This window comes from Bacillus sanguinis, from assembly GCF_018332475.1.
GTDB lineage: Bacteria > Bacillota > Bacilli > Bacillales > Bacillaceae_G > Bacillus_A > Bacillus_A sanguinis.
This window is the reverse complement of record NZ_BOQB01000013.1, coordinates 80,261-89,235: the sequence shown is the minus strand read 5'-3', so window position 1 is coordinate 89,235 and position 8,975 is coordinate 80,261. Positions and strand designations below refer to the sequence as shown.

Genomic DNA, 8,975 nt, shown 5'->3' with positions numbered 1-8,975 from the left:
AAAGCAAAGTCCCCTCTTTAGAAAGAGGGGACTTTGCTTTATTTTATAGGAACATCATACCTGCAACTGCTGCATTTAAGAAGTTAGCTAGTGTACCAGCGATAACTGCTTTAATCCCTAATTGTGCAATTTGTTTACGGCGAGTAGGAGCCAATGTTCCTGTTACACCTAATTGAATTGCGATAGAAGAGAAGTTTGCGAATCCACAGATTGCGAATGTTAAAATTAAATTTGTTTTGTCAGAGAACTCTGCCATGTGTGGTCCTAAGTTTGCGTATGCAACGAATTCGTTGATTGCAAGTTTTTGACCGATAAAGCTTGCTGCTTGTACAGCTTCACCAGGAGAAACCCCGATTAAAATTGCAAATGGTGATAGTAAGTAACCGAAGATTAAATCAAGGCTAAGTTTAATATCGAACAGAGAGCCAATTAGTCCTAATAAACCGTTTAATAAAGCAATTAATGCGATGAAAGCCATTAACATTGCTGCCACGTTAATAACAAGTTGCATACCTTCAGATGCACCACGTGCCGCTGCGTCAATAACGTTTGCATCTTCACGTTCTGTAGAAAGTTCAACGTTATTATCTACTTTTTCTGTTTCTGGCATAATTAGTTTCGCAATTAATAAACTTGATGGAGCTGCCATAATTGCTGCTGCTAATAAGTGTTCTAACGGAATACCCATTGCTGCATAGCCGACAAGAACTGATCCAGCAACAGCTGTCATACCGCTTACCATAATAGTGAAGAATTCACTATTTGTTAAACGTGCTAAGTAAGGTTTGATTAAGATTGGAGCTTCAGTTTGTCCTAAAAACACAGTTGTTACTGAGTTTAAACTTTCTGCTTTAGAAGTTCCAAGAAGTTTACTTAATGCGCCACCAACGACACTAACAAATCTTTGCATAATACCGAAATGATATAAGATTGCTACTAATGAACTAATAAATACGATTGGAAGTAGTGCTTGAATGAAGAAAACAAATCCCCAAGGGCCTTTTGCGTTGACTAAATCCCCAGCAACGAACTTAATTCCCTCGTAAGAAAAATTAATTAATCCTTGAACGCCGTCCGCAGCGTATTTTAAACCTGCTTTACCGGCATCCCAGCGTAATACGATAAATGAAAATGACATTTGTAATGCTAGCGCGATTAAAATTGTGCGCCAATTAATAGCTTTGCGGTTGGAAGATAGTAAGAAAGCAATTGCTAATACTCCAATCACGCCGCCAATTCCCCATAAAAGATTCATGCAGTGTATGCTCCTTCCTCATAGTAAAAAAATGTATAAAACAGTTGTCTATACTTCTGCAAATATAACATCTTAAGTAACTTATCATAATGGACATCGGAGGTCAAACGTCTAACGAAAAGTTTAAATAAAAAGAAAATTCTTTAAAAAAACACATATAAAATAAATAGACATGAAATAGGTTATGTTTTTTATGTAAAAGTATACATTATGATAACGTTATGGATCATTATTGTAGAATATGGTGTATAAAATAGGAAAATAGATACATTATTTTTTCGGAGAAATAGGTTATACACATTAAAAAAAGTCTTCTAGTAATCTAGAAGGCTTTGAAACTATTAATTAAGGTGCTTTCGTGTATCCTAAGAAATGGCTCTTCCAATAAGAGTTACTTAACGAAGCGATTGCTACACCTTTATCTCCAGCTTGGATAAATGATCCGCCCCCAAGGTAAATACCCATGTGAGAAGGACCCGATTTATAAGTGTTTTGGAAATAAATTAAGTCGCCTGGTTGTGGATTTGAAGTTTGTGGTAGGCTACCCCAATATCCCGCAACACTTTGACGGCTAATGTTATGACCAAATTTCTTAAATACGTGGTAGATGTAGCCACTGCAGTCCACACCGTTAGCAGAAGTTCCGCCCCAAACGTATGGTACGCCTTGCATTCCTTTTGCATATGCAAGTATGGAAGAACTGTTGCCGCTATTATTACCTGTATTGTTGTTATTGTTTTGATTGTTATTTTGGTTGTTGTTAGGCTTATTATCTACTGCGCCCCCAACTGGTGTTTTAGAAAGATAACGTGTTCCGATATAACCAGTTTGACCGTTGTAATTAATTTTGCTCCATCCAGAGTTTTCAGAGATTACTTGAACCTTCTGTCCTTGTGGAAGTGCGCCTATGATTCTATAATTTGTGCCTTCACCACTACGTACATTTAAGGCAGAAGCATTAATGTAGTAGTCACCAATTGCACCTTGATTAGGTTGTTCAGGTTGTTTTGGTTGCTCAGGAGTAGTAGTGCCACCTTTAACGAATTTCATAAATTCGCTACTAACGTAGCCTGTTTTTCCTTGATAGTTAACTTTAAACCAGCTACCTTCAGAGCCAATTACGTTTAATGTCGTACCATTTAATACGCCACCAATTACGCTATGGTAAGTAGCAGGGCCTGTGCGAACGCGTAGAGATGTTGCGTTAACAACGTAAGTACCACCAGTTTGAACAGTTACATTATTATTTTGATTATTATTTTGGTTGTTTCCTTGTGTAGCGTTATCGCTAGAACCGCCTTTTGTTACGTAGTCTTTGCTTACGTAAGCTGTTTGTCCTGCATAATTGATTTTGAACCAATCTTGAACTTCGCCAACAACTTGTACAACTTGTCCTTTTGTAACAGAAGCTACAGTTGTGTGAGAAGTGCTAGGACCTGTACGAACACGAAGGGAAGATACATTTACTGTATAGTTTCCGCTTGCTGGTTTTACAGATTCTTGGTTGTTATTATTCGTATTGTTGTTTGAAGAACCTGCATTAGAAGAAACGCCAGATACGAATTCGCTACTTACATAACCAACTTGTCCATTATGATTGATTTTCACCCAACCATTTTCTTGACCAATTACGTTTAAAGCTTGTCCTTCATATACACGTCCTGAAACAGAACTAGAAGTGTTTGGAGCTGTACGTACACGTAATACATCAGCAGTAACTTTATTGTTTCCACCTGTTGTACTTACATTAGAATTGCTTGCTCCATTTTTTGATACAAATTCGCCACTAACAAATCCTGTTTGTCCATTAATGTTAATTTTGAACCAACCATTTTCTTCGCCAATCACGTTTAGTGATTGACCGTTATAAACACGCGAGATGATGTCGTGAGAAGTACTTGATCCTGCACGAACATGTAATACGCTAGTGTTTACCGTATAAGATGAGCTGTTTGATGCTGAAGCTTGGACAGTTGTAGCAGCTTTTTGTGTATTTTGTTCAGGGGCAGCTTGAACACTATCAAGTGTAGGTGCTGCTCCTCCTGCTACAGACACTGCCGCAAGACCGGCAAGGTATTTTTTCATAATTTGTCGATTCCTTTCTGTCTGTAATGTAGTGAAGAAATATTTACCAACTGTTAAAAATTCTAAAGAGCATGTCGATTACTGTCAAGACTTATGCGGGAATCTGAATATGACAAAAAGATTACAAAAAAAATCAAGGCATAAATCTATACCTTGATTTCCATTTAAATACATATATTGAATGTAGAAAGGATAGAAATTATACGTGTTTAAGAAGATGACATATTGGATTGTAACAAGCTTTGAGAAAATGATCTTTGTAGCATTTTTGTGATAGGGCCAACTTGACCATCTTGAATTGCAGTTCCATCAAGGTGAGTCATCGGCAAAATTTCAATCGTCGTTCCTGTAAAGAAGCATTCATCTGCTTGATAAACATCACGAATGCTGAAAAGTTCTTCTTGTACCGGAATGCGAAGTGTTTTCGCTAAAGAAAGGACATATTGACGAATGATTCCATTTAAAATAAGGTGATTGGCTGGATGTGTATAGAGAGTTCCATTTTTTATGAGAAAGAAATTAGAACAGCTGCCCTCAGTTACGGTACCATTTCGTACGAAAAGGGCCTCTTTACAACCTTTGCGCTCAGCTTTCGTAGCAGCTAATACATTGGGTAATAAATTTAATGATTTGATATCACAGCGTAGCCAGCGTGTATCTGGTTCTGATATAGCACGTACACCATATTCAATCCATAAAGCTGGTCTTTCTTTCTTCGTAATATAGGCATAGATTGTCGGAGGGACATCATATGAGAATGTATGGGAACGAGCTTGTACACCACGAGATACTTGTAAATAAATCGTTCCATCTTCGTGGAAATTATTATTTTCAATTAGTTTGTAAAGTAGGATAATAAGTTCTGCTTTTGAGAAAGGAAGTGATAATTCTATTTCTTCCATGGAGCGATATAATCTTGTGATATGTGGATCTAATAAGTGAAAGTTCCCTTTATATAGGCGAATAACCTCGTAGACACCATCTCCAAACTGCAAGCCTCTTTCTTCAAGTTCTATGTACGTTTTTTGTTTCGTTGTATCAATAACTGTATCATTCCAAAGTACAAATCTTTCATATGCCAATTGCCGTCCCATCCTTTCGTAAGTGCATAAGTAAAGTGAAGCTTTAATTCGTTCGGTCTGTGTACTAATAGTGGAATAAAGTCCTTATAGTAATTTTTATGTGAGTAATTCTTTACATATGACGTATATGTATTTGTAAATTGTAGAGAAGTAGTAGTGATTTACAGCATTTTGTATATACAAATTCGAAAATGAGAAATAAGAATCCTGCTTTTAAATAAAAAAAAGCAACATTCTTATGGAATGCTGCACAAGGAGGGTAGCTATCTTTCATAGGGACATCGTCTTATTAAATGTTTTGTGTATGGAAACAAAACATGTTGAAAGACAATTATAAGAAAGTAGAAATAAACGATTCACATATTTCTTTAAGGGATCTTATTACAGATGAGAGATAAGAAATATAGAGAATCTCGTTTACATATTTTATTATAGAGATGTTTCATTAATTCCATGTGAATATTTGGTAAAGGTTATGTAATGTTAAAGTTAATGAATATAAGTAATTGTATGGAGAAATATAAAAAAAAGAGGCTGAGATTACTCAGCGCTCTTCTTTTCTTCTTTAATAGCTGTCTTTACTTCACCAGTTTTGGTCTTGTTACTTTCAGAGAAGCGAAGTAAGTCACCTTCAATGATTTTGTCAGACATGTTCAATTCATTTTGGGCACGATCAATGAGTGGTTGAGATTCTTCTTTTGGCAGTTGTACAACTTCACCAGTAGTACGGTCGTAGAATGTACTGTTCGTGTACATGTACTTATCTGTAACGAAGCTACCGTCACGAAGAACAACGAATCCTTTATTGTCTGGTGAGAATACATCATGACCGAATTGAATTTGATTCGTAGAATCTACACCAAGTAAGTTTAGAATTGTTGGTTTAATATCAATTTCACCAGTTGGTTTTGAAATTGTTTTACCTTCTTTTTGACCTGGAACGTGAATAAACATCGGTGTTTTTTGTAAGTTCATATGGTCAAATGTAGTGATTTCTTCTTTTCCTAAGAACTGTGCCATTGCACGGTTATGGTTTTCAGAAATACCATAGTGATCACCGTAGAATACGATAACTGAGTTGTCGTAAATGCCTTCTGCTTTTAGGCGCTCAATAAAGTGTTTCATTGCTTCGTCTAAATAGCGAGCAGTTACCATGTAACGGTCAAATACGCCATCACCAGAATTGTATTCATCGATTAATTTCGTGTTTTCATCATAAGTGAATGGGTAATGGTTTGTTAATGTAAGGAAGCGAGTGTAGAACGGTTGCTTCACTTCTTTTAACATATCGATAGATTGATCGAAGTATTCGATATCTTTTAATCCCCAATTTAATTTTGTTTCTGGCGTAATCTTGTAGTCAAGCTCGTTGTAGTAACGGTCATAACCAAGTGCCGGATACATAATGTTACGGTTCCAGAAAGTTGCGTTGTTCGCGTGGAATACTGATGTGTGATATCCTTGCTCGCGTAAAATTTCTGGAGTTGCTGTATATTCGTTAGTACCGTGTGTGAAGAATACAGCACCACGGTCTAGTGGGTACATTGAAGTATCTACTAAGAATTCAGCATCTGATGTTTTTCCTTGCCCAGTTTGATGGAAGAAGTTATCAAAGTAATAACTTTCTTTCGTAAATTGGTTTAAGAATGGTGTAACTTCTTGTCCGTTAACTGTTGCACCAATTAAGAATGTTTGTAATGACTCAAGAGAGACAACAATTACGTTTTTTCCTTTTGCAGTACCAAACATATTTGGATCTGGTTTACTTTGCGTTGTTTTTACGTAGTTCTCTGTTTCCTGTAATTTACTACCGTCAGCAAATGCTTTTTGTGAACTTGATTTTGCTTGTAAGCCAAGGTCATACACTTGGTGTACATATAAACCTAAATTTTTAACAAGCATAACACGGTCGAATGAACGTGTTAATAGTTCTGGACGCTCAGCTTCTGCCAGTCCTAAGTTTACGAAGAAAATAGCAACTGTTGACACGAAATATAGGGAACGCATTGGGCGTGCTACACGCTCTGTCGGTGCAAAGCTTTTCTTCTTCTTCAATAAAATGAAGAATACGATAATATCAGCAAATGCAAGGATGATTTTGTAGTTGAACAATTCTTTCACACTAGAACCTAAACTTCCAAAGTTAGATGTTTGTCCTAGTACTGGTAAAGTAACGAAGTCATTGTAGAATCCGTAGAACATTACGTTACCAACAAGAACGATTGTTAAAACAAAATTAATTCCAAGTGCTATATAGTTACGTTTTTTCCCTTTTGCAAATAATGCAAGACCAACAAGCAGTAATGATGCTGCTAATGGGCTAAGGAATAAAATGAATTCTTGCATGAAAGATTCAAGTTTTAAATCAAAGCTTGTGCGTGTAATAAGATACGTCTTCAACCATAAGGCTAAAGCTACGAATACAGTGAAACGCACATTTTGAAATTGTGATTTCAAGGTTTCTTTCATTCATTTCCACCCTTTCTCTATCAGGCTTGGTCGATTTTGGAGCGAAAAATGCTAAAATAAAAAATACATAGTTTTCTTGGCCATAATTAGAGGTTCTATACTCACCCATATACGACTATAACTATGCATACCCTTTTGGTTTCTTGTGTTGCTCATAAGCATAACGTCATTTCTGTATTATACAACAAAATTCATTTCTGAGAAACACTATAACATTTTACATTTTTTGTATGAGATTTGTCACTACCAGAGAAAACTTTAACACTCGTTTATATGTCCGTCAACTAGAAAATATAACAAAGGTAGAGCAGAATGTTAAGTGAAATTGAAAATTTTCTTTGTTGAGAAATAAGAAATGACGATGGGTAAGCGGTTATCTAGAAACCTATTATATGAAGGAAAGTATGGAAAAATTAACGAACACTTGTTCTTTTTTGGTTTGTTTGTTACAATAAAAGTTCATTGATAGATTATGTGTAATTTTGATGAACTTTTACTGATAACATATTGTAGCTTATTTCTTTTTTAAAAATAGGGAGGCTTTCACATGGAACAAAAATTTTCAGTTGAAGCGTTTTGGAAGAAAGCAAAACATGTTGCAAAGCAAGCAGGGCAGTCGGTTATTTATGCAAGTTTATTATTGTTTTACGTTTTGCAAAGACCTGATGTTCCAAAGCGAGTGAAAATTATTGTGATTGGAGCACTTGCTTATTTTATTGCACCAATTGATGCCATCCCAGATTTCATTGCTGGAGTTGGTTATACAGATGATTTAGGGGCGTTGATGGCTGCGCTATTACAAGCGTCGTTATACGTCAATGAAGAGGTGAAAGATAAGGCACGAGTGAAGTTGGCAGAATGGTTTGGTTCGGATATAGACACATCCTTTATCGATCAGAAATTAGATCAATAGGTGAGAACTGTCATATGGTGACAGGGGGAACGTAAGCGAGGAAGTGCATTATGCCATCAGGAAGAACGCATACGAAAATAAACTTAATATCCCTTCCGGTTGTTTTGTTTATGCTCTTTTCGTATGGATTAACCAATTTTGATTTTTTATTAACTTTTGCAATTGGCTTTTTAGTAGGTACTACATTTTTAACGCCGGATTTAGATACGTATAGTAATGCGTATAATAAATGGGGATTCTTACGTATATTTTGGTATCCGTATAAGAAGGTAATGCCGCATCGCTCCTTCTTTACACATACAATTATACTTGGTGATGTGATTCGTATTGCATACATGTTAATTGTGTTTTCTCCATTTTTATTCCTATTAAATATAATCGCACTTGACGGGAATTTAATAGAACTTGCGAAGCAGCATGAGGTTGAAATTGTAACGTTCGTAATGGGAATTGTTGTGGCAAGCACGCTTCACATTATAGCGGATAAAGTGAATACGCGCCGCAAGAAGATGATGAGAAAAAAGAAGAAACGCAGAAGATAAAAAAACCGTCCTAAAAGATATTTTGGGACGGTTTTTTCTTATTAATCAAACGTTTGTTTAAAAAGGAAATTAAGCTTTCAGTACTTTAATACCTTTTACGATGTTCCAAATGAAGTAGTATAGGCTAATAATTCCGCAAATGCATAAGACAATCATTGTACCGATTCCAAGTGTTACATCTGGTTGATTTGATCCAATACCCATAATTCCTAGAATAGCAAATCCAATAAATGAAGCGATGCTTGGAATGATGTGTGTCCATAGAGCACGTTTTGCGTGTGGTTTTGTTTCAGAATCGCCCACAATCCACACAATAATAGGGAATAAGATAGGAGCAAATAATACACTAAAGTATGATAAAGCTGCTAATATTTTGTTTCCGTTCATATATATCACCTCATAAATAATGTCCGTTGTTATACCTTTATTATGCAGGAGATTTAGCGAGCTTCCTATCGATGAACATTACAAGAACGTGACGTTTTTGTAAGATTTCTATAGTAAATAATGAAATTTTCAAAAAAATCTTTCTAAATGGAAATTGTTGTGATAGAATTAATGAAAACGTTTTCTTAAGCGTTTTTTTATTTTAGACTTAAAGGTATGATGACCTGATAGTCTATTGATAA

Annotated in this window: 7 protein-coding genes; 2 read left to right on the top strand and 5 right to left on the bottom strand. The window is 35.7% G+C overall.

Annotated elements, in window-relative coordinates; all coding sequences use genetic code 11:
- Nucleotides 1-43: 43 nt before the first annotated feature.
- The 4 genes from KI369_RS02005 to KI369_RS01990 all read right to left on the bottom strand — a co-directional run bounded on the left by KI369_RS02005 (nucleotide 44) and on the right by KI369_RS01990 (nucleotide 6,891).
- Complete coding sequence (locus KI369_RS02005) at nucleotides 44-1,255, bottom strand: NupC/NupG family nucleoside CNT transporter (protein WP_212954903.1); 1,212 nt, start codon at nucleotides 1,253-1,255, stop codon at nucleotides 44-46.
- 345 nt (nucleotides 1,256-1,600) lie between these two features.
- Nucleotides 1,601-3,340, bottom strand: coding sequence for a C40 family peptidase (locus KI369_RS02000; RefSeq protein ID WP_212954902.1), 1,740 nt, complete (start codon nucleotides 3,338-3,340; stop codon nucleotides 1,601-1,603).
- Nucleotides 3,341-3,549: 209 nt separating this feature from the next.
- Complete coding sequence (locus tag KI369_RS01995; protein WP_212954901.1) at nucleotides 3,550-4,434, bottom strand: D-amino-acid transaminase; 885 nt, start codon at nucleotides 4,432-4,434, stop codon at nucleotides 3,550-3,552.
- Between the two features lie 528 nt (nucleotides 4,435-4,962).
- Nucleotides 4,963-6,891: an LTA synthase family protein gene (locus KI369_RS01990; RefSeq protein ID WP_212954900.1), complete on the bottom strand. Its 1,929-nt coding sequence runs from the start codon at nucleotides 6,889-6,891 to the stop codon at nucleotides 4,963-4,965.
- Between the two features lie 547 nt (nucleotides 6,892-7,438).
- Between KI369_RS01990 and KI369_RS01985 the strand changes: the two genes are divergently transcribed.
- Complete coding sequence (locus tag KI369_RS01985) at nucleotides 7,439-7,804, top strand: YkvA family protein (protein WP_000435500.1); 366 nt, start codon at nucleotides 7,439-7,441, stop codon at nucleotides 7,802-7,804.
- A 50-nt stretch (nucleotides 7,805-7,854) separates the two neighbouring features.
- A complete protein-coding gene (locus KI369_RS01980; protein WP_212954899.1) occupies nucleotides 7,855-8,346 on the top strand; it encodes a metal-binding protein in 492 nt (163 codons plus the stop codon).
- Nucleotides 8,347-8,415: 69 nt separating this feature from the next.
- Here KI369_RS01980 and KI369_RS01975 read toward each other — a convergent pair whose 3' ends face one another.
- Complete coding sequence (locus KI369_RS01975) at nucleotides 8,416-8,733, bottom strand: magnetosome magnetite crystal formation protein family (protein WP_212954898.1); 318 nt, start codon at nucleotides 8,731-8,733, stop codon at nucleotides 8,416-8,418.
- Nucleotides 8,734-8,975: the final 242 nt, after the last annotated feature.

Bases quoted from the DNA above. Each gene is read 5' to 3' on its own strand.
- KI369_RS01990 (WP_212954900.1), bottom strand. From the start codon at position 6,891: ATGAAAGAAACCTTGAAATCACAATTTCAAAATGTGCGTTTCACTGTA.
- KI369_RS01985 (WP_000435500.1), top strand. From the start codon at position 7,439: ATGGAACAAAAATTTTCAGTTGAAGCGTTTTGGAAGAAAGCAAAACAT.
- KI369_RS01975 (WP_212954898.1), bottom strand. From the start codon at position 8,733: ATGAACGGAAACAAAATATTAGCAGCTTTATCATACTTTAGTGTATTA.
- KI369_RS02000 (WP_212954902.1), bottom strand. From the start codon at position 3,340: ATGAAAAAATACCTTGCCGGTCTTGCGGCAGTGTCTGTAGCAGGAGGA.
- KI369_RS02005 (WP_212954903.1), bottom strand. From the start codon at position 1,255: ATGAATCTTTTATGGGGAATTGGCGGCGTGATTGGAGTATTAGCAATT.
- KI369_RS01995 (WP_212954901.1), bottom strand. From the start codon at position 4,434: ATGGGACGGCAATTGGCATATGAAAGATTTGTACTTTGGAATGATACA.
- KI369_RS01980 (WP_212954899.1), top strand. From the start codon at position 7,855: ATGCCATCAGGAAGAACGCATACGAAAATAAACTTAATATCCCTTCCG.